This window comes from Nonomuraea sp. CA-143628 (assembly GCF_050942315.1).
Classification (GTDB): Bacteria; Actinomycetota; Actinomycetes; order Streptosporangiales; family Streptosporangiaceae; genus Nonomuraea.
In genome coordinates this window covers 8,136,349-8,153,958 of sequence record NZ_CP192072.1, presented here as the reverse complement: position 1 = coordinate 8,153,958, position 17,610 = coordinate 8,136,349, and the positions used below count along the sequence as shown (strand labels likewise).

The 17,610-nt window shown below is 69.1% G+C and carries 19 protein-coding genes; 13 read left to right on the top strand and 6 right to left on the bottom strand.

What is annotated here, in order from left to right; translation table 11 throughout:
- The first annotated feature begins 4 nt into the window (after positions 1 to 4).
- The 4 genes from ACQP2T_RS37165 (at position 5) to ACQP2T_RS37150 (ending at position 4,936) form a co-directional block, all read left to right on the top strand.
- Positions 5 to 829, top strand: a complete 825-nt coding sequence (locus tag ACQP2T_RS37165; protein ID WP_433509566.1) for a MetQ/NlpA family ABC transporter substrate-binding protein — start codon at positions 5 to 7, stop codon at positions 827 to 829.
- 145 nt (positions 830 to 974) lie between these two features.
- The gene (locus ACQP2T_RS37160) at positions 975 to 1,571 is read left to right on the top strand and encodes a hypothetical protein (RefSeq protein WP_433509565.1); all 597 of its coding nucleotides are present in this window, start codon (positions 975 to 977) and stop codon (positions 1,569 to 1,571) included.
- Between the two features lie 111 nt (positions 1,572 to 1,682).
- Positions 1,683 to 3,218, top strand: a complete 1,536-nt coding sequence (locus tag ACQP2T_RS37155) for an AMP-binding protein (protein ID WP_433509564.1) — start codon at positions 1,683 to 1,685, stop codon at positions 3,216 to 3,218.
- A 362-nt stretch (positions 3,219 to 3,580) separates the two neighbouring features.
- The gene (locus ACQP2T_RS37150) at positions 3,581 to 4,936 is read left to right on the top strand and encodes an MFS transporter (protein ID WP_433509563.1); all 1,356 of its coding nucleotides are present in this window, start codon (positions 3,581 to 3,583) and stop codon (positions 4,934 to 4,936) included.
- 38 nt (positions 4,937 to 4,974) lie between these two features.
- Here ACQP2T_RS37150 and ACQP2T_RS37145 read toward each other — a convergent pair whose 3' ends face one another.
- Positions 4,975 to 6,819 carry a serine hydrolase domain-containing protein gene (locus tag ACQP2T_RS37145; RefSeq protein ID WP_433509562.1) on the bottom strand — a complete coding sequence of 615 codons (1,845 nt, stop codon included), beginning with the start codon at positions 6,817 to 6,819 and terminating at the stop codon, positions 4,975 to 4,977.
- A 167-nt stretch (positions 6,820 to 6,986) separates the two neighbouring features.
- Between ACQP2T_RS37145 and ACQP2T_RS37140 the strand changes: the two genes are divergently transcribed.
- The 6 genes from ACQP2T_RS37140 to ACQP2T_RS37115 all read left to right on the top strand — a co-directional run bounded on the left by ACQP2T_RS37140 (position 6,987) and on the right by ACQP2T_RS37115 (position 12,160).
- Positions 6,987 to 8,138, top strand: coding sequence for a sensor histidine kinase (locus ACQP2T_RS37140; protein ID WP_433509561.1), 1,152 nt, complete (start codon positions 6,987 to 6,989; stop codon positions 8,136 to 8,138).
- Complete coding sequence (locus ACQP2T_RS37135; protein ID WP_433509560.1) at positions 8,116 to 8,769, top strand: response regulator; 654 nt, start codon at positions 8,116 to 8,118, stop codon at positions 8,767 to 8,769. The genes ACQP2T_RS37140 and ACQP2T_RS37135 overlap by 23 nt, the downstream gene beginning before the upstream one ends.
- An 89-nt stretch (positions 8,770 to 8,858) precedes the next feature.
- The gene (locus ACQP2T_RS37130) at positions 8,859 to 9,698 is read left to right on the top strand and encodes a MaoC/PaaZ C-terminal domain-containing protein (protein WP_433509559.1); all 840 of its coding nucleotides are present in this window, start codon (positions 8,859 to 8,861) and stop codon (positions 9,696 to 9,698) included.
- Complete coding sequence (locus ACQP2T_RS37125; protein ID WP_433509558.1) at positions 9,695 to 10,081, top strand: Zn-ribbon domain-containing OB-fold protein; 387 nt, start codon at positions 9,695 to 9,697, stop codon at positions 10,079 to 10,081. Before ACQP2T_RS37130 ends, ACQP2T_RS37125 begins: the two co-directional genes overlap by 4 nt.
- On the top strand, positions 10,078 to 11,226 hold the full coding sequence (locus ACQP2T_RS37120) for a thiolase C-terminal domain-containing protein (RefSeq protein ID WP_433509557.1): 1,149 nt from the start codon (positions 10,078 to 10,080) through the stop codon (positions 11,224 to 11,226). Before ACQP2T_RS37125 ends, ACQP2T_RS37120 begins: the two co-directional genes overlap by 4 nt.
- A 31-nt stretch (positions 11,227 to 11,257) precedes the next feature.
- Positions 11,258 to 12,160, top strand: a complete 903-nt coding sequence (locus tag ACQP2T_RS37115; protein WP_433509556.1) for an SDR family oxidoreductase — start codon at positions 11,258 to 11,260, stop codon at positions 12,158 to 12,160.
- Between the two features lie 304 nt (positions 12,161 to 12,464).
- Here ACQP2T_RS37115 and ACQP2T_RS37110 read toward each other — a convergent pair whose 3' ends face one another.
- Positions 12,465 to 14,228 (bottom strand): alpha/beta fold hydrolase, encoded by a 1,764-nt coding sequence (locus tag ACQP2T_RS37110; RefSeq protein WP_433509555.1) that lies wholly within the window; start codon positions 14,226 to 14,228, stop codon positions 12,465 to 12,467.
- A gap of 215 nt (positions 14,229 to 14,443) precedes the next feature.
- Here ACQP2T_RS37110 and ACQP2T_RS37105 point away from each other — a divergent pair, with 215 nt between their 5' ends.
- Entirely contained in the window at positions 14,444 to 14,857 is a 414-nt protein-coding gene (locus tag ACQP2T_RS37105) for a bleomycin resistance protein (protein WP_433509554.1), read from the top strand.
- A 26-nt stretch (positions 14,858 to 14,883) separates the two neighbouring features.
- Here ACQP2T_RS37105 and ACQP2T_RS37100 read toward each other — a convergent pair whose 3' ends face one another.
- Positions 14,884 to 15,648 carry a GntR family transcriptional regulator gene (locus ACQP2T_RS37100; RefSeq protein WP_433509553.1) on the bottom strand — a complete coding sequence of 255 codons (765 nt, stop codon included), beginning with the start codon at positions 15,646 to 15,648 and terminating at the stop codon, positions 14,884 to 14,886.
- 92 nt (positions 15,649 to 15,740) lie between these two features.
- Here ACQP2T_RS37100 and ACQP2T_RS37095 point away from each other — a divergent pair, with 92 nt between their 5' ends.
- On the top strand, positions 15,741 to 16,097 hold the full coding sequence (locus tag ACQP2T_RS37095) for a hypothetical protein (protein WP_433509552.1): 357 nt from the start codon (positions 15,741 to 15,743) through the stop codon (positions 16,095 to 16,097).
- Positions 16,094 to 16,318, top strand: a complete 225-nt coding sequence (locus ACQP2T_RS37090; RefSeq protein ID WP_433509551.1) for a hypothetical protein — start codon at positions 16,094 to 16,096, stop codon at positions 16,316 to 16,318. Before ACQP2T_RS37095 ends, ACQP2T_RS37090 begins: the two co-directional genes overlap by 4 nt.
- A 23-nt stretch (positions 16,319 to 16,341) precedes the next feature.
- On the opposite strand, the gene ACQP2T_RS37085 is transcribed toward ACQP2T_RS37090, so the two are convergent.
- The 3 genes from ACQP2T_RS37085 to ACQP2T_RS37075 are packed head-to-tail and all read right to left on the bottom strand — an operon-like array spanning position 16,342 to position 17,565.
- A complete protein-coding gene (locus ACQP2T_RS37085) occupies positions 16,342 to 16,701 on the bottom strand; it encodes a hypothetical protein (RefSeq protein ID WP_433509550.1) in 360 nt (119 codons plus the stop codon).
- A gap of 49 nt (positions 16,702 to 16,750) precedes the next feature.
- A complete protein-coding gene (locus ACQP2T_RS37080; RefSeq protein WP_433509549.1) occupies positions 16,751 to 17,236 on the bottom strand; it encodes a hypothetical protein in 486 nt (161 codons plus the stop codon).
- A 2-nt stretch (positions 17,237 to 17,238) separates the two neighbouring features.
- Positions 17,239 to 17,565 carry a PadR family transcriptional regulator gene (locus ACQP2T_RS37075; protein ID WP_433509548.1) on the bottom strand — a complete coding sequence of 109 codons (327 nt, stop codon included), beginning with the start codon at positions 17,563 to 17,565 and terminating at the stop codon, positions 17,239 to 17,241.
- Positions 17,566 to 17,610 lie beyond the last annotated feature (45 nt).

Here is a 17,610-nt window from a genome sequence, read left to right as displayed (position 1 = left end):
AATAATGAAATTTCGGACCATTGTGGGCGCTATTGCCCTTGCCCTGTTGCTCGCCGCATGCGGAACGTCGCAGGGAGCGACCAGCAAGACCGCCGAGTCGGCCGACACCGTGCTGAAGGTGGGCGCCAGCCCGGTCCCGCACGCCGAGATCCTGAACTTCGTCAAGCAGAACCTGGCCCCCGCGGCCGGGCTGAAGCTGGACATCGTGGAGTTCACGGACTACGTGCAGCCGAACGTACAGCTCAGTGAGGGCCAGCTGGACGCGAACTTCTTCCAGCACAAGCCCTACCTGGACGACTTCAACGCCTCCAAGGGCACCAAGCTGAGCTTCGTGGCGCCGGTGCATCTTGAGCCGCTGGGGCTGTACTCCAAGAAGGTGACCGCTCTGGCCGCCCTGCCGCAGGGCGCCACCGTGGCCGTGCCCAACGACGCCACGAACCTGGGCCGCGCCCTCAAGCTGCTCGCCGACAACGGCGTGGTCAAGCTCAAGGACGGCGCCGGCACCGCGGCGACCGAGCGTGACGTGACCGACAACCCGAAGAACCTGGTGTTCAAGCCGCTGGAGGCCGCGCAGCTGCCTCGCTCGCTGGACGACGTCGACGCCGCGGTCATCAACGGCAACTACGCCATCGAGGCGGGCCTCAAGCCCGCTTCGCAAGCCCTGGTGCTGGAGAAGGCCGAGGGGAACCCGTACGTCAATGGGCTGGTTGTGGCCGCTGGGCATGAAAAGGACGCGAATATCGTGACCTTGGGCAAGCTCCTTCAGGACCCGAAGGTGAAGGATTTCATCAAGCAGAAGTACGCCGGTTCCGTGATCGCCGCCGGATAATAACCGATAAATCCTGAAAGGTCGGGGAAAGATCGGGAAAAGCGTCTTATCCCGCTACCTGTGGCGTTAAGTCGGTTGAAAGTGCGTGGCAATCGGTCGGACGTACGAAGGCTGGGTCAGCAATACCTCTCCCGAGGAGGCCCTCGTGCGATTCGTTTCGCGAATCCTGATCGGCGTCGCAGCCACCACAGTGGTGGCCATCGGCGCACCGGCAGCGGCCACTGCCACCACCGTCACCACCGCCACTCCAGCCACGACCTCGTCGAGCTTCTACGACGCGAGCTGGGGACCCTACTTCTCCAGCGATCACAAGGCCAAGGCGGAAGGCCACGTGAGCGTGGACAAGAAGCGGTTCAAGTTCTGGCACTGGAAGACGTTCTTCGTCAAGACGAAGGTGTGCACCTTCGACAAGAAGACGCACAAGAAGCACTGCGAGTTCGTCGTCAAGAAGATCAAGAAGCGCGTGTGGGAGTGGCGGTTCAGCTACTTCTTCACCGTCGACAGCACTCTCACCAACTACAAGTGGTGGGGCCGCGACAAGTGCGCGTGGGAGACCTTCAAGGTCGTCGGCAGCGACGGTCACACGTCGTTCAAGTCCTTCTCCACGTGCGGCAGGCACCCCGAGGAGTTCTCCTTCTCGGGTAAGGACGCGGCCCACATCTTTGTGGACGTGAGCAGAGGCAACCGGCACGGACCGACAGGGTTCCACTCCGGGTGGCAGGACGTGTATCACGCCGCCTGAGCAGAACGGGGAGCCGCGATCTCGACGCTGAGATCGCGGCTTCGCCGTATTCACCGGGCTTTTGATGATGATCGCTGGCATTGCGCGCACATTCCCGAATAGTGTTCGGTCATGTACCCGGGAGCCATCGCAGCAGTCACCCCCGACAAGCCCGCTGTGATCATGGCCGGCTCCGGCCAGGTCGTCACCTACCGGCAGCTGGACGAGGAGTCGAACCGGCTGGCCCACCTGTTCCGCGCCGCCGGGCTGCGGCCGGGTGACCACGTCGCCTTCATGCTCCCCAACCATCCGCTCTTCCTGGCCATCGCCTGGGCGGCGCAGCGGTCGGGCCTGTACTACACGGCGATCAGCTCCCGGCTGGGCACCGACGAGCTCGCGTACATTGTGAACAACTGCGGCGCCCGGGTGTTCATCTCGGACGCGAGCCTGGCGGAGGTCGCCACCTCGGTCACCGCCGTGACGCCCGGCGTCGAGCTGCGCCTGATGCTGGACGGCGCCGCCGAGGGCTACGACTCCTATGAGCAGGCGGTGGCGGGTCAGCCGGTCACACCGATCGCCGACGAGTGCCAGGGCTCCGACATGCTCTACTCCTCCGGCACCACCGGCAGGCCCAAGGGTGTCAAGCCCCCTCTGTCGCGTACGCCGCTGACGGAGCCGAACCTGCTGCTCCAGCTCGTCCAGGGCCTGTTCGCGCCGACGGCCGACAGCGTCTATCTGTCGCCCGCGCCGCTCTACCACGCCGCGCCGCTGCGCTACTGCCTGACCTTCCAGCGGCTCGGCGCGACGATCGTGGTGATGGAGCGCTTCGATCCCGAACGCTATCTGGAGCTGGTCGAGAAGTACCGGGTGACGCATTCGCAGCTCGTCCCGACCATGTTCATCAAGATGCTCAAACTGCCCGCCGAGCTCCGGAAAAAGTACGACCTGTCGTCCCTGCAGTGCGCCATCCACGCCGCCGCCCCCTGCCCCATCCCCGTCAAGGAGCAGATGATCGCCTGGTGGGGCCCGATCATCCACGAGTACTACGCGGGCACCGAGGGCAACGGCTTCCTCTACACCGGCTCGCAGGACTGGCTGGAGCACCGGGGCACCGTCGGCCGCTCGCTGCTCGGCACCGTGCGCGTCTGCGACGAGGACGGCAATGAACTGCCGACCGGCGAACACGGCACGATCTACTTCGACAGCTCCACCCGCTTCGAATACCACGGCGACCCCGACAAGACCCGCTCCGTCCAGGATCCTCAGGGGAGAGGCTGGACCACGCTCGGCGACATCGGCTACCTGGACGCCGACGGCTTCCTCTACCTCACGGACCGCCGCTCGTACATGATCATCTCGGGCGGCGTGAACATCTACCCGCAGGAGGCGGAGAACATCCTGTGCCTGCATCCGAAGGTCGCCGACGTGGCCGTCTTCGGAGTGCCGGACGAGGAGATGGGCGAGCAGGTCAAGGCCGTGGTGCAGCCGGCGTCGATGGCCGAGGCGGGGCCGGAGCTGGAGGCGGAGCTGATCGAGTATTGCCGGGCGCGACTGGCCCACTACAAGTGCCCCAAGTCGGTGGACTTCCGCGTGGAGCTCCCGCGCCACCCCACGGGCAAGCTCTACAAGCGGTTGCTGAAGGACGAGTACTGGCCCACCGGCGCGTAGGCCCCGCGCTCATACTTGACCTCTGACCGGCCACTTCCCGTCAAGATCGGGCTAAAGATCGACCGCGCGCCCGCCGCCGAACGGGCGCTGCCGCTGCCATTGACACCGCTGGGGAGACGACCTAGCTTGCTTATTGCAGACGTGTTTCGTCTAAATTAACCGCGGCTCCACCTATCTCTCCCCACGCCGCTTCCGAGAGCAGCTCCATCGCGGAGCTCCCCCGAAGCCGCAGCCCGGCTGCCGAAGCAGCCCGATCCCCCTCTCACGTACCAAGTCGCCAACTCGGACCTCCGCATTCTCGAGAGCGGACGGCCCGGTTCACTTCCCCCATTTCTCCTTCGGCCCCCCGGAAGGAACCCATCATGGTGAGCGAGAGCGTCCCCTTGCAGCCCGAACCGATCGCCGCACCGGCCACGGCGGGCAAAGCCCGTCCAGTCGTGGCCTGGGGCATGACGGTGATGCTGGTCGGCGTCATGCTGATCGCGTACCTCGACAAGGCGATCCTGGGGCTCGTCGCCCAGCCGGCCATGGCCGACCTGGGGCTCACGGCGGCCGAGTTCGGGGCCATCAGCAGTGCCGCGGGCCTGCTCGGCCCGCTCTCGGTGTTCCTGTACGCGCTGGTGGCCGACAGGCTGCCCGTCAAGACGACCCTCTTCACCGTCGTCCTCATCTGGTGCCTGCTCCAGCTGCCCGTCTTCTTCGCCGCGTCCGGAGGGCTGCTTCTGGCAACGCGGTTCCTGCTCGGCCTGGCCGAGGGGCCCGCGACGCCGACGGCGTACGCGACCGCGTACAGCTGGTGGCCCAACGAACGGCGCGGCCTGCCCACAGCGCTGCTGACGACCGGGGCCTCGTTCGGCAAGCTGCTCTTCGCCCCGCCGCTGGCGCTCATCATCGCGGCCTTCAGCTGGGAGGCGGGGTTCCTCGCCGTCGCCATCCTCGGCCTGGCCTGGGCCGTGGGCTGGCTGTTCGTCGGGCGGGAAGGGCCCTACGGCCAGGCGGTCAGCACCAAAGCGCGGCCGGAGGCTCCGGCGGCGCCCGGACCGCGTGCGCCCATCCGCGCCATCCTGCTGACCGGCACCTTCGCCGGCTTCGTGCTCGCCAACAGCGCCGCGGCGATGATCGCGATCGTGGTCCTCACCTGGCTGCCCTCCTACTTCCAGGTGGGCCTTGGGTTCTCCGCGGTGACGGCGGGCTCGTTGTTCGGCGTACCGAGCATCGCCGCCATGGTGTTCCTGTACGGGTGCGGCGCCTGGAGCGATCGGCTGCTCAAGCGGGGGACGACGGCCCGTCGCGCCCGAGGGCTGATGGGCGGTGCGGTGCTGGGGCTGGGCGGGGTCTTCCTCGCGGCCCTGCCCCTCGCCTCCGGGGTGGCGTTCCCGATGGGCCTGCTGATGCTGGGCTACGGGCTGGCCATGACCGTCAACGCCATGACCAACCCGGCTCTCGTGCAGATAGCGCCGGTGAGCCAGCAGCGGAGCGTCCTGTCGATCGGCCTGGCCGTGACCGGCATCGTGGCGGCCGGCGGCCCGTTGCTCACCGGCCGCGTGCTCGACAGCGCGCGGGCGACAGGTGCGCTCGGCGAGGGCTACACCACGATCTTCGCGCTGATGGGCGGCATCGCCATCGTGGGCGGACTGCTGTTCGCCCTGGTGGTGAACCCCGAGCGCGACGCGGCCAAGGTGGAGGCGGCCCGGCTCGCGCGTGAGCGGCGGTCCTGACGGCGGTCCAGCGGCTGCTGAGCCCGGCGGTCGAGTGATCACAGGTGCCAGCCGAGCAGGTTCCAGTGCTGGCAGAACCAGAGGAGGGCGAGCAGTCCCGCCAGCACGACCACCTGGTGGCCGCGGGCCAGGACGCCCGCGCGCCGCCAGGCCTTCACGGTGGTGGCGATCGCGGCCATGGTGAGTGCGAGGACCAGCAGCGGCAGCACCAGGAGGACCTGGACGTTGGTCGGCACGCCGTACAGGATGCTCGTGTCGCCGGTCAGGACCAGGGTGAACAGCACCACGAACACCAGCCCGGCCGCGGCGGCGAGCCCGGCCAGGACGCGCCCGGTGCGCCAGGCGCGCGGAACGGGACGCTTCTTGACCAGGCGGACCACACCGGCCACCGGCAGGCCGAGCACGGCGGTCAGGGCGGTGGCGGCGAACAGCAGGACGATGACGACGTTGACCGGCGGGGTGTCCCACCAGGGGACGCGTTGGTAGGCGGGGCCGTCCGTGGCCACGTACGCGACACCGCTTCCGCCGGTCACCAGCGCCAGCCGCCGCGTGCCGCCGTCCTGCTGATAGAGCCCGGGCCCCAGCGGGCTCCACGTCGAACCCCCGAAGGCGAGCTTCCCGCCCTCCGCCCGCAGCCGGGTGGAGCCGGTCAGGGCGACCACCTTCTCGATGCTGGACTCGGCGGACCGGGTGGGCTTGTAGAAGCCTTCGACAGGCATGACGGGAGCACCGCCGTCGGGCACGGCGCGCTTTCCAGGCAGGAAGCGGTCGAAGAAAGCAGGAATGATCTTGGCGGCGGCGTCGGTCCCGCCCGGACTGTTGGTGGAGATGAACAGGCCGAGGTCGGCGTCGGGCACCAGCAGCAACGCGCTCTCGAAGCGCTCCCAGCCGCCGTCGTGCATGATCACGCGATGCCCGTTGAGCGTCTGCTCCTTGAACCCATGGGCGTACCCGTCGATGCGCGGATCGGCCGCGAACGTCCGCCGGTGCATGAGCCGGGCCGTGGGCTCGTCGAGGACGCGCTGGTCGCCGAAGCGTCCGTCGCGCAGGTGGGCGATCATGAAGCGGGCCATGTCGTTCGCGGTGGCGCTGATCGACCCGTCGGGGGCGAGGTTGTCGAAGACGAACGGCTTGCGGCGGTACGTCCCGCCCTCGTAGTCGTAGCTGCGCGCCAGATCCGCGGCCAAGGGGGCGGGGACGGGCTCGGCGGCCGTGCTGTGCCGCATCGCGAGCGGGTCGAGGATGTGGTCGCGCACGTACTCGTCGTACGGCTGCCCGCTCACCCGCGAGACGATGTATCCGGCCAGCGCCGCCCCATAGTTCGAGTACGCCGACACCTCCCCGGGCGGGCGCACCCGCGCGGGCATGTTGCCAGCCAGATAGTCCGCCAAGGGCGGCACGTCGTCCTTGCTCCGCGCCCCCACGCCGATCGTGCGGTCCTCGAATCCGGCCGTGTGGTCCATCAGGTCCTGCAGCGTGATCGGCCGGGGGTAGGTCGCGGGGATCCGGAACCCGGTGAGGTAGCGGTTCACGTCCGCCTTCAGGTCCAGCTTGCCCCGCTGGACCTGCTGCATCACCGCGGTCCAGGTGAACAGCTTGGTGATCGAGGCGATCCGGACCATCGAGGTGCCGGGGTCGAAGGGCCTGCGGTTCTCGACGTCGGCCAGTCCGTACCCCTTGCTGAAGAGGATCTTCCCGCCGCCCACCACCGAGACGACCGCGCCCGGCACGTGATTGGCCGCCAGCCCGTCCGCCATCGCGGCGTCGAAGAAGTCCGCCAGAGCACGTTCGTCCGGAATATCGGTAGCCGCCGCGGCGGGACGCGGCACGAGGATCGTCAGCGCCGCGCACACCGCGACGAGCATCGAACGGAAGACATACACGGGACGGCTCCTCACCCTGTCGAGGCCATCCACGGTGCGGCCGGCGAGGGGGCGGCCGCATCGCCATCGCGGCCATAGCCGTCTCCGACGAAAGTGTGAGACGGCCCGGCGTCCGGCACCGACGCCGGTATGAGGTGGCGCGCCGCCGCCCTGGCTACGCTGGACCGATGCTGTTGTACCGCGCGGCGTCGCGGCGGTCGGCCGCGCTTGGGCCACACGCGATCAGCGCGGCCTCCGTGGCGCTCTGCCTGTTCCTCACCGTCCTGGCGGTCAAGACGCCGTGGGCGCCGCTGCCGCGGCCGGTCATCGCCGCCGCCGGGCTGGCGGGCACGGGTGCGGTGTGGTTCCGGGGCCGGTGGCCGGTCGCGGTGGCCGTCGTCGGGGCGGGCGCGTACGTGCTGTCGGGTAACCCGGGGCCGCTGCTGATCAGCCTGTTCTCCGGCGCGGGCACGCGTTTCCTGGCGCTGGCGGTGATCGGCATGGCGGGGTTCCTGGCCCAGCAGTGGGTGGACGGCGGCCGGTTGGGCACGGACGCGCTGATCTCGGCGGTGACCGCCACCGGGGTCACGCTGGTGGCAGGGGCGTACGCCGCCACCCGCCGCGAGCTGACCCGATCGCTGCGCGAGCGCGCCGAACGCGCCGAGACCGAGCAGCGGCTGCGCAACGAGCAGGCGAGGTCCGCCGAGCGCGGCCGGATCGCCCGGGAGATGCACGACGTGCTCGCGCACAAGGTCACGCTCATCTCGCTGCACGCCGGCGGCCTGGAGGTGAACGCGAGCGCCGGGCCGGAGCGCGTCGAGCGGGAGGCGGCACTGATCAGGGTCAGCGCGCAGGAGGCGCTCGATGAGCTGCGCAAGATCCTCGGCGTGCTGCGCGCCGGGCCCGACGATGACGACGACGGCTTCCCCGACCTGCGGCGGCTGGTGGACTCCTGGGTCTCGGCCGGCGGAACCGTCACCCTGCGCGGCGATATCGGCACGTGGCCGCCGGAGACGGCCAGGGCCGCTCATCGCCTCGTCCAGGAGGGCCTGACCAACGCGCACAAGCACGCCCACGGGGCCCCGGTCACGGTCACGGCGACCGGGAGCAGGGAAGACGGCGTCACGATCGCGGTCGCCAACGGACGATCGCGCCGGCCAAGTCAGGGGAGTGGCGCCGGGGTCGGTCTGGTGGGCCTGGCGGAGCGCTTCCGGCTGATCGGCGGAAGGGTGCGCGGCGGGCCCGACGATGCGGGAGGCTGGCGTCTTGAGGGTCGGCTGCCGTGGCACGCCGCGGACGCATCGCCGAGGGAATCACATGATCAGGACGCTGCTGGTTGACGACGAGTCGCTGATCCGCGCGGGGCTGCGGTTCATCATCGAGTCCGCACCCGACGTGGAGATCGTGGGCGAGGCCGAGGACGGCAACCAGGCCGTCGAGGCGGTCCGCCGCCTCGGGCCCGATGTCGTCCTGATGGACATCAGGATGCCCCGGTACGACGGCCTGGCCGCCACCGGGGCCATCCGCCGGCTCGACCGGGCACCCGCGGTGATCATCCTGACCACGTTCGACAGCGACGAGCACGTCTTCACCGCCCTGGAGGCCGGGGCCTGCGGGTTCCTGCTCAAGGACACCTCGCCGCACGACCTGATCCGGGCGATCCGCCTCGCGCACGGCGGCGACTCGATGCTGTCCCCGCGGGTCACCCGGCGGCTGATCCACCGGCTCACCACCGACCAGCCCATTCGGCGCCGCCGTGACGCGCTCGCCCTGCTGGAGTCCCTGACCGCCCGCGAGCGCGAGGTGCTCACCGAGGTCGGGCTCGGCCGCTCCAACGCCGAGATCGCGGCCCGCCTGAACATGAGCGAGGCCACGGTCAAGAGCCACATCTCCCATCTGTTCGACAAGCTCGCCGTCACGAACCGCGTACAGGTGGCCATCGCCGCCTACCGCGCCGGCCTGGTCGACTGACTCAGCCCAGCCCCGTCCCGAATAAAGATCTGGAACGTCTTTACAGACGGCTTTCGTCTATATACATTTCGAGGGCGAAAGGAGTGAACATGTCGATGAACCTCGATGCCGTCGGACAGACCTGGGAGTCGGGCGAGCACGCGTGGACCTCGAAGGACGCCATCCTGTACGCCCTGGGAGTCGGCGCCGGAGCGCAGGATCCGCTGGCCGAGCTGCCTTTCACCACCGAGAACTCACACGGGATCGCCCAGCAGGTGCTGCCCACGTTCGCCGTCATGCTCGGCGGCGGCGGAGGCGGCCCCAAGCTGGGCGACTTCGACTTCGCGCAGATCCTGCACGCCGAGCAGTCGATCCGGCTGGCCGGCCCGCTGCCCGTGGACGGCCGGGTGCGCTCGAAGGCCCGCGTGGCGGGCATCTACGACAAGGGCAGCGGCGCGCTGGCCATCATGGAGTCCACGATCGTCGACGCCGACACCGGCGCGCCGGTCGTGGAGGTCAGAACCGGGATCTTCGTCCGCGGCGAGGGCGGTTTCGGCGGAGAGCGGGGCGAGTCGGCCCCGTGGGAGCGGCCCGACCGCCCGGCCGACCACGTCGTCGTCTACCCGACCCGCACCGACCAGGCGCTGCTGTACCGGTTGAGCGGAGACCGCAACCCCTTGCACTCCGACCCGTGGCTGGCCGCCCGCGTCGGCTTCGAACGACCCATCCTGCACGGGCTGTGCACGTACGGGTTCACCGGCCGGGCCCTGCTGCACACGCTGTGCGACTCGGACCCGGCGGCGTTCGGCGGGATGTCGGCCCGCTTCGCCGCCCCGGTGGTGCCCGGACAGGAGCTCGCCGTGCACATCTGGGACGACGGCCGGTTCGTCACCAAGGTGGGAGACACCGTGGTGATCGACCGCGGTGTGTTCACGGGGGCGTCGCGGTGAAGCCGCAGCCCACGCCGGAGACGGCACCGTACTGGGAAGGCGCCCGCCAAGGCGAGCTGCGGGTGCAGCGCTGCGGCGCCTGCGGCCGTCACTACTTCTACCCGCGCCCGGCCTGCCGCTACTGCTTCTCGCAGGAGGTGCGTTGGGTGACCGTGTCCGGCCGGGCGCGCCTCGTGTCCTACGTCATCAACCAGCGGCCGATGCCGGGCCTGAAGGGACTGTCGCCGGTGGTCGCGCTGGTCGAACTGGACGAGGGGCCACGCCTCATGACCAACATCGTGGGCGTCGAGCCCACACCGGAGAACCTGCCGCTGGACCTGCGGCTACAGGTCTGCTTTCAGGACGACGTGCCGGTCTTCCAGCCGGAGGGAGTGACGGCATGAGCATGCACGGAGGCGATGTCGCGATCGTCGGAGCGGCGGAGACCGAGCAGGTCGGCGTACTGCCCGACGTGTCCATGATCGAGCTGCACGCGCGGGCGGCGCGCCGCGCCCTCAAGGACGCCGGCCTGACACCGGCGGACGTGGACGGCATCGCCACCGCCGGCCCGCTGGCCATGGAGGTCTCCCACCACCTGGGCATCACGCCGCGCTGGCTGGACGGCACCATGGTCGGCGGCTGCAGCTTCATGCTGCACGTCCGGCACGCCGCCGCCGCCATCGCGGCCGGGGCCGCCGACGTGGTGCTCATCACGCACGGTGAGTCGGGCAGATCACGCGTGGGCGTGCCCCAGTACGGCATGAACGCGGCCTCCGCCGGGGGCCAGTTCGAGATGCCGTACGGGGCGGTGCTGCCCTACGCCACCTTCACCCTGCCCGCCCTGCGCTTCCTGCACGAGCGCGACATGGGCCGGGAGGACCTGGCCCAGGTGGTGGTGGCCCAGCGGGAGTGGGCGGCCAAGAACCCGCGCGCCATGCGCCGCGACATCGTGACGGTGGACGAGGTGCTGGCCGGGCCGGTGATCGCCTACCCGTTCACCAAGGACATGTGCTGCGTGGTCACCGACGGCGGCGGCGCCCTGGTGCTGACCAGCGCCGAGCGGGCGGCCGATCTGCCCGGGCGCCCGGTGTACCTGCTGGGGTCGGGCGAGTCGGCCGAAGGCGTGCTGATCTCCCAGATGGAGGACCCGGGCTCCAGCCTGGCCTTCCGGCGCTCCAGCGCGGAGGCGTTCGCCACGGCCGGGGTGAGCCATGGGGACATCGACCACCTGATGTGCTACGACGCCTTCGCCCACGTACCGCTGTACATGCTCGAAGACCTCGGCTTCGTCGGCCGCGGCGAGTCGGGCGCCTTCATCGCCGACGGCAACACCCGGCCGGGCGGCTCGCTGCCCATGAACACCAACGGCGGCGGGCTCAGTTATACCCACACCGGGATGTACGGGATGTTCGCCATCCAGGAGTCCGTCCGCCAGCTCAGGGGCGAGGCCGACGCGCAGGTGCCGGACGTGGAGATCGGGTTCGTGCAGGGCGTGGGGATGTTCTTCGCGGCCTCGGGGAGCCTGGTGCTGTCCAACCGCAGGCCCTGAACTACTCGATAAACAGGAGGACAAAGCCCATATGAGCGGTATCTGTGCAGGCCGGGTGGCGATCGTGACCGGCGCGGGCCGCGGTCTCGGCCGTACGCACGCGCTGGAACTGGCGCGGCAGGGGGCCCACGTGGTGGTCAACGACCTCGGCGGCGCCACGGACGGCACCGGGTCCGACGCCGGCGCGGCGCGACTGGTGGTGGACGAGATCGTGGCGGCGGGTGGCAAGGCCGTCGCCAACACCGACGACGTCGCCGACTGGCAGGGCGCGAAGCGGCTCGTCGACCAGGCGATCGGCGAGTTCGGCGGCCTGGACGTCCTGGTGAACAACGCCGGCATCCTGCGCGACCAGACCATCGCCTCCATGACGGAGGAGAACTGGGACGCGGTGATCCGGGTCCACCTGCGTGGCACCGCCGGGCCGACCCATTTCGCCGCCGAGTACTGGCGCGCGCGGGCCAAGGACAGCGGCCGGCCACTGCGCGCCCGGCTCATCAACACCACCTCGGCCTCGGGCATCTACGGCAACTTCGGCCAGTCCAACTATGGTGCGGCCAAGGCCGGCATCGCCGCGTTCACCCTCATCGCGGCCACGGAGCTCGGCCGCTACGGGGTGACCGCGAACGCCGTCGCGCCCGCCGCGTTCACCCGGCTCACCGAAGCCGTCATGCCGGTCGATTACGCCGCCGGTCTCGGGCCTGAGCAGGTCTCGCCGCTGGTGGCCTGGCTGGCCAGTACGGAGAGCGACACCGTGACGGGGCGGGTGTTCGACGTCGGTGGCGGGCGGATCGGTGTCGCCGAGGCGTGGCGGCTCGGACCGGAGGTGACTAAGCAGGACCTTTGGGACGCCGCGGACCTCGGCCGCGTGATCCCGGACCTGGTCGCCAAGGCCGCGCCCAACGTGGACATGAGCGGCCGCCCTGCCGCCGGTTGACCTTCCCTCGGTGTCCGACGTCGCCGTGATCGGCGTGCCGGACGCCGAGGTGGCGTCCTGGCCGCGCGGACTCGACGCCATATAAGCGCGTCGATGTACGCTGCCCCCACGAGTAGCCTCCCACTCGCCTTGGAGGGCCATGTTCGGCATCGGTGTTATCGAGGTCATCATCGCGTTAGCCGCGATCCTGGCCATCGTGGCGTTCGTTTTCGTGGTGATGGTCGCCAACCGCCGCAAGAGATGAGGCTCTGCCGCCCTCGTGCCTCGTGCCTCGCGCTGAAGCCGGCAGAGCGGTGGCGGGCGGTCAGTCGAAGGGGACGCCGTCGAAGGTGCCCGACAGGGACGGGCGGGTGGAGAAGGCCGTCCAGGTCAGCGTTACCTCGTGGGCGCGCCCGCCGGTCTCGGCGCGGAGCGTGGCGGTGGCGCTGCCGTCCGCGGTGAGCTTGATCGGTCCGCTGACCCGCAGGTCGCGCACGAACCGTACCTCGTCGAGTGTGATGTCCTGGCCGAAGGTGACCTGGCCGCCACGCAGCCCTGGTTCGTTCCGCAGCCTCGTATAGACGTTGCCGTTGGGGTTACGGCGGGCGGTGGCGTCCGCGGCGGTGGCGAAGGTGGCCGCGAGCACTCGCCGCTGGGTGGCGGTGAGCTTGCCGGCCGGATACGGCGGCACGTCTTCGACGGTCTGGGGGAAGGCGCCGAGGGCGCGGTAGTTCTCGCCGGTGCACTGCTGGTGGGTCACCTGCTTGGTGGTCAGAAAGGTACGCAGCATGCCACGCACACAGTCACCCATCGGCGACGTGCCAGAGGTAAGTGCATGCGGCCCGAAGGGGACCCGCACGATGGTCGCGTTCGGGAAGGCCCGCAGCGATTGGGCTACTTCGGCAGGGCTGTTCATGTCGATTTCCCCGGCCATCGCCAGGACGGGGACGGCAGGCAGCGCCTGTCCAGGTGGGCGCGGTGGGCTGTGGCGCGGAGTCGGCCAGTTGACGCACGGCTCCATGCTGCCGATCCCGGAGGGGAGAATGTCGGTGATCTGATACGGCGCCAGCGGACGTTCCCGCTCGTAATAGCGCTCGGCCTGAGCCTGGCGCTCGGCCGGCGAGGCCGCCCGGTCGAAGGGGAAGGTGCCGTCGCCGCAGCGAAAGCCCAGATACCCGGCGACATCCGGATCGTCGGCCGGTGGAAGCGTTGCGGGGATCAGCCGGGCCAGGCGATGCAGCGGAGCCGGGTCGTCGCGCAGATAGGCGTCCGCGGCCGCGGTGGCCTCCCGGCCGAACACCGGCTCCCACACGTTGCTGAGCGCCACGGTCTGGAACACCGACACCTCGGGATCGGGCCGCTCCCGCAGCCGATCCACCAACCGAGTCCACGTGCCGGAAGCGCTGCCCGGCAGCGTGTCGCACGCCGTCGACCGTGCGCAGATGAGATCAAGTTGGCGGAGCCTGGACCAGTAGTTCTTCCAGCTGGCGTATCCGTCGCCGTCCACGACCATGGAGCTGTCCAGGAAGATGGCGTCCAGGCTGCCTGGATACCGAGCGGCGTACGCCTGGGCGTACAGGGTGCCGTAGGAGTTGCCGTAGAAGCTCACCTTGCCCAGACCAAGCGCCCTCCGAATCGCGTCAAGATCGTGCGAGGACTGGTCCGCGGTGAAGTACGCACCTCGCGGCCCCACGCTCTTGGCGCAGGCGGCGAGGGTCTCGGGCTTGTCGAGGCGGGCTCCCGGGCAAAGCGGCGGCGAGGACTTCCCCATCCCGCGCGGATCCATGACCAGGAGGTTCTTGCGTTCGAGCACAGGTCCGAGTACCCGCTGCATCTCGGGAACGGTCGACAGGGTCTGCCCTGGCCCTCCGAGGTTGGCGACCACGGTACCGTCGGCGTCCTTGGCCGGAATCCAGGCGAAGGCTACGGAAATGTGCTCGGAGGCGGGGTTCTCCCAATCGAGAGGGACATCGATGCTGCCGTCGCAGCGTGTGGTCGCATTCGCGCAGTCATGCGGGCCGGTCGAAGCGGCTGGGGTGCCGGGCAACAGGGCCGCGGCCAGCGCGAATCCCAAGGCTTTTGCGATCATGCCGATAGCTTCGTCTGCCGTGCACCGGATTTCTTCGGCCTGCCGGAGGATTCCCCCTGGGAGCCAGCTCCCAGAGCTGTGAGCGACTAAGGGATGATCGCGGTGCCCTGCTCCAGGTAGGGACGCCTTGTCGCCTGGTCGACGGGGTTGCCTGGAAGCCCTCTGGCACAACGATGAGATTTGCTGGGGTGTTCGGGAGCTGCCAGAGTGGCGAAATGTCGCGACTTGTTCCTGAATTGATCTGCTCAGACCTCCAGGCCAGTCTGGCCTTCTATCGCCTGCTGGGCTTCGAGATCCGCTACGAGCGTCCCCAGGAGCGATTCGCTTACCTTGAACGTGACGGGGCGGCGGACTTGATGCTGGAGCAGCCCTGGAGCCAGGATCGTCTCTACCCGCGCGCGGAGCTGGAGCACCCGTACGGGCGTGGGATCAACCTGACGGTTGAGGTGGATGACGTGGAGCGGATTCACGCCGCGCTGCTTGCCGCCGGTTACGAGATGTGGCTGCCGTTGGAAGAGCGCTGGTACGAGCGCAGCGCCGATGCCGTGGGCGTGCGCCAGTTCGCGGTGCAGGATCCGGACGGCTACCTCCTGCGCATCTCTCAGCAGTTGGGCACCCGTCCTCGATAGCCGCCCACGTCATACCGTAGATCGCCTCAGCTGTCGCCGACCGGCCCGTTGTAGACGAGTTTCGTCGACTCCGCGGGCACGATGATGTCGGCCACTTCGACCACCAGCTCGCCCGCGAAGTAGCTGCGTTCGACCACCATCACGATGCTTCCGGCGCCGATGCCGAGCGTCCGCGCCTCCTCCGGGGAGGCCGGCCGCGCCCACACTTCCTCATCCCAGGTGTCGACCTGGACGCCGATCGCCGCCATCCGGTGGGTCACGCCGAGTCCCGCGTGCTGACCGCCCTCCGGCACCGCGATCGGCGTGCCCTTCGTGAGGCTCAACGGCTCCCAGCTGGTGGACAGCATCCACGGGCCCTCGTCGTTCGAGGCGAAGACGTAGCGGGTGCGCATCACGTCGTGCCGGTCGCCGTCCGGCTCCGCCAAGCCCAGCCGCTCGCGTACCTCGGGCGGGGCTTGCATCGTGTCTGAGTCGTACTCCCAGCTGCCGTGCCGGCCCTGCTCCCGCATGAGCGCGGCGAACGGCGACCCGGCCTGCCGCTCCCGGAACCAGCTGCGCACCAGGGAGCGGCGTTGAGGGCGTTGCCGTACGAACATGCCCGCGCCCGGCCTGCTGACGAGCAGACCTTCACGGATGAGCATCTTTGTAGCCTCGGTGACGATGCCCTGGGCCGCCCCATATTCGGTGGCCAGCTCGTGGCGTGCCGGCAAGCGCGCCCCAGCCGTGAGCTCACCTTTCGCGATGCGGACCCTCAAGTCGTTCGCGATTCGGACGTAAGCGGGTTGATCCACGAAGACAGCTTGACGTGCTGCCTAGACAGGCTGCAAGCTGCCTATGCGCTCATCGAGCCGCATAGGCGGATCCTCCTTCTTGGTGGTGGACAGTGACGACCTGGACCCAGGATTACCCGGCCCTTCCGGGAAGTGCTCAGGCTGCGGCGCGGCTCGCCCAGGCCCTCGCCACTGCCCGATCGCCCCAGCGGGCGTCAGTCGTCTACCGGCTGGTCGAGAACCTGTTCGGCTGCGCCCTGGCCAGATCCAGCCCGCGCGGCAACCTCAATCTGATCATCGTCGTCGAGCGTGGACGGATCCACTTCGAGGTGCACTACCCGAACGACCACAGGGCGGCCGCCGACGCCCCGGCGGCCTTCCAGACAGTGTCAGCGCTCGCTGACGCTTACGGCGAGACGCAGACAAAGCGAGGTCGGATGATCTACGCGGAACTTTGGATGGTGCCGTGACGGCTGAACCGCCCCGCGCGTACAGCCTGGTGACGGAAGGAGACGGGCTGACCTACATCTACAACGCCGGTGCGCGGGAGTCTCGGTACGGCATCCGGCCGTACAGCAGCATCTCCGCCCAGGCGTTGGAGACGCTCGTCGAGATGCTCAACAACAACGGCGAAACGCGCAAACCGTACCTCGCGCACGAGGCGTTCAAGATGCTGCTGCGCGTCTGGTAGCCAGTCCGGCTGGCGGCCTACGTTCAGGGGCGGTCGCCCCGGCTGGCAAGTGCGTTGAAGAGAGGCCAGCCGTCGAGCTCCGTCTCACCAGGAGTTGCGGGCAGGGCGTTGCGCGCCGCTGCCTCGTCGAGGAGACGCCGGACGACCCCCGGCTCGTGGAGGTTGAGCAGATCTCCGTGACCATTGGTGACCGAGCCCGCGTACCAGTGCCCCTCGGCGACATGGCGGCCGGGGCCCGCGCGAAAGACGATGCGCAGAGTCACCCCGGCGCCCTCGCGGTGAAGGGAGAGGATCTCCCGGCATTCGGCATGTCGGTGATGTACCGACCACAGCCAGGTCGCATCACCGACGACGAGACTACGGAGCCGACGGTTGATCCCCATCCCTGCACTCTATGGGGCGAGATGCGGCAGCCAACGGCCCCAAGACGGCCTATGGCGAGTTGCCTTGCAGGTCTAGGTCGAATTCGTGTCTCTTCAGCTGGTAGAGGCGTAGGGATCGCTGCGGGAGGAAGCCGAGCATGCGGCTGAGGGGCCAGGAGATCACCGTGTAGGCCAATTCGATGGGCATGAGCCCGATGAAGGCCCACAGAGGTGATGTCACGAGTAGTACTGCCGCGCACTGTCGCCCCAGGTAGCACGAACCGAGCAGGTCGTCGCGTGCCCACCAGCGGTAGGCGTAGGGAAGGCGCTTGTGGAACAGGCGATACAGCGCCCAGTGCCACAGCGGCGGGCGCTCACGCAGGCGCAGCGCGATACCGCCACGTACGACGTCGAGTGAGTCGCGCAGGGTCGGCCTGGTCTGTTGCGGCTCCGCCAGGTCCAGCAGTGTGCCGATCAACTCCTCGCCGCGCGTCTGCCGATATCGGAGCGGGTAGGCCCGCGCGAGGAGTCGGCAGTGGCGTTCGTAGCTATCCATGATCACGTCCCGGGCTGGAGTCGTGCGCCGAGGCGGCGCTGTGCGGTGGCGGCGAGGCGGGTCAGGCGGGCAGTCTCCTCGGTCAGGAGTTCGGCGCCCTGGCCGGTCAGCTCGTAGTAGCGGCGGTGCCGGCCGTCCACCACCTCTTCGCTGACCACGCGGGTGAGCCCCGCTTCGGTCAGACGGTCGAGCGCGCCATAGAGGGTGCCCGCGCCGAGGCGTATGCGGTCCTCTGACAGGTCGCGCACGGCTTTGATCACGCCGTAACCGTGCAAGGGGCCTTCGGAAAGGGCCAGCAGCACGAGATAACTCTGTTCACGTAGTGCCATATCCCGATATATATCGCTAACCGTACTATAGGTCAAAGAGGCGGT

What these genes read in the sequence shown, in the direction of transcription:
- ACQP2T_RS37110 (WP_433509555.1), bottom strand. Translation starts at nt 14,228, where the DNA reads ATGATCGCAAAAGCCTTGGGATTCGCGCTGGCCGCGGCCCTGTTGCCC.
- ACQP2T_RS37165 (WP_433509566.1), top strand. Translation starts at nt 5, where the DNA reads ATGAAATTTCGGACCATTGTGGGCGCTATTGCCCTTGCCCTGTTGCTC.
- ACQP2T_RS37140 (WP_433509561.1), top strand. Translation starts at nt 6,987, where the DNA reads ATGCTGTTGTACCGCGCGGCGTCGCGGCGGTCGGCCGCGCTTGGGCCA.
- ACQP2T_RS37135 (WP_433509560.1), top strand. Translation starts at nt 8,116, where the DNA reads ATGATCAGGACGCTGCTGGTTGACGACGAGTCGCTGATCCGCGCGGGG.
- ACQP2T_RS37150 (WP_433509563.1), top strand. Translation starts at nt 3,581, where the DNA reads ATGGTGAGCGAGAGCGTCCCCTTGCAGCCCGAACCGATCGCCGCACCG.
- ACQP2T_RS37115 (WP_433509556.1), top strand. Translation starts at nt 11,258, where the DNA reads ATGAGCGGTATCTGTGCAGGCCGGGTGGCGATCGTGACCGGCGCGGGC.
- ACQP2T_RS37085 (WP_433509550.1), bottom strand. Translation starts at nt 16,701, where the DNA reads ATGGGGATCAACCGTCGGCTCCGTAGTCTCGTCGTCGGTGATGCGACC.
- ACQP2T_RS37155 (WP_433509564.1), top strand. Translation starts at nt 1,683, where the DNA reads ATGTACCCGGGAGCCATCGCAGCAGTCACCCCCGACAAGCCCGCTGTG.
- ACQP2T_RS37105 (WP_433509554.1), top strand. Translation starts at nt 14,444, where the DNA reads ATGTCGCGACTTGTTCCTGAATTGATCTGCTCAGACCTCCAGGCCAGT.
- ACQP2T_RS37075 (WP_433509548.1), bottom strand. Translation starts at nt 17,565, where the DNA reads ATGGCACTACGTGAACAGAGTTATCTCGTGCTGCTGGCCCTTTCCGAA.
- ACQP2T_RS37120 (WP_433509557.1), top strand. Translation starts at nt 10,078, where the DNA reads ATGAGCATGCACGGAGGCGATGTCGCGATCGTCGGAGCGGCGGAGACC.
- ACQP2T_RS37130 (WP_433509559.1), top strand. Translation starts at nt 8,859, where the DNA reads ATGTCGATGAACCTCGATGCCGTCGGACAGACCTGGGAGTCGGGCGAG.
- ACQP2T_RS37080 (WP_433509549.1), bottom strand. Translation starts at nt 17,236, where the DNA reads ATGGATAGCTACGAACGCCACTGCCGACTCCTCGCGCGGGCCTACCCG.